This is a genomic window from Microbacterium sp. ZW T5_56, assembly GCF_044987425.1.
Classification (GTDB): domain Bacteria; phylum Actinomycetota; class Actinomycetes; order Actinomycetales; family Microbacteriaceae; genus Microbacterium.
Map to the genome: position 1 here is coordinate 1 of NZ_JBJDRI010000080.1, position 656 is coordinate 656.

Annotated in this window: 1 protein-coding gene; it reads left to right on the forward strand. The window is 60.8% G+C overall.

Annotated features, from left to right (window positions below):
- Window positions 1–18: 18 nt before the first annotated feature.
- On the forward strand, window positions 19–656 hold a 638-nt coding region (locus ACI3KU_RS18985), incomplete at its 3' end, for an extracellular solute-binding protein (RefSeq protein ID WP_404923894.1).

A 656-nucleotide genomic window follows, 5' to 3' on the forward strand; every position in this document is an offset into this window, starting at 1 on the left:
ACGTATTATCAGACGTTCGTGATCGATTCGGCTGTGATTCAGTCGGGTGATGATGTGCGGTTGCCGTTGGAGAATCTTGCCGAGGATTGCTGGTCCCACCCCACGCTGCAGGCGATTCTGACCGAGTTCTACGCGTTGATCCAGGCCGGGTATGTCAAGCCGGGTGGTGGTGGTACGCAGTTCACGCAGGCGCAGTCGCAGTGGAGCCTGGATCAGGAGGCGTTGCTGTATCCGTCGGGGTCGTGGATCGAGAACGAGATGAAGAAGACCACGGCCGATAACTTCCAGATGAAGGGTGTGCGTGAGCTGCCCTGGGACGACAAGGCCACCACCCCTGCCGGGTACATGCGGGCGGAGGCGGGTGAGCCGTTCGTGGTTCCCAGTAACAGCAAGAACCCGGCTGGTGGGAAGGAGCTGCTGCGCACGATGTTGTCGAAGGATGCGGCGGCGGCGTTCTCGAAGAACAAGCTCGCTCCGACCGTGGTGAAGGGCACCGTCCCGGACGACGGGTTCGGGTCTACCGCGCTGGTGTCGCAGGTCGAGATGATCGACGCGGCAGGGTCGGGCATGTTCACCATCAAGTCCACCAACCTGTATGGCATGAACTCTGATCAGCTCCCGATCTGGAACTCGTTCCTGGACGGCAAGATGACCGT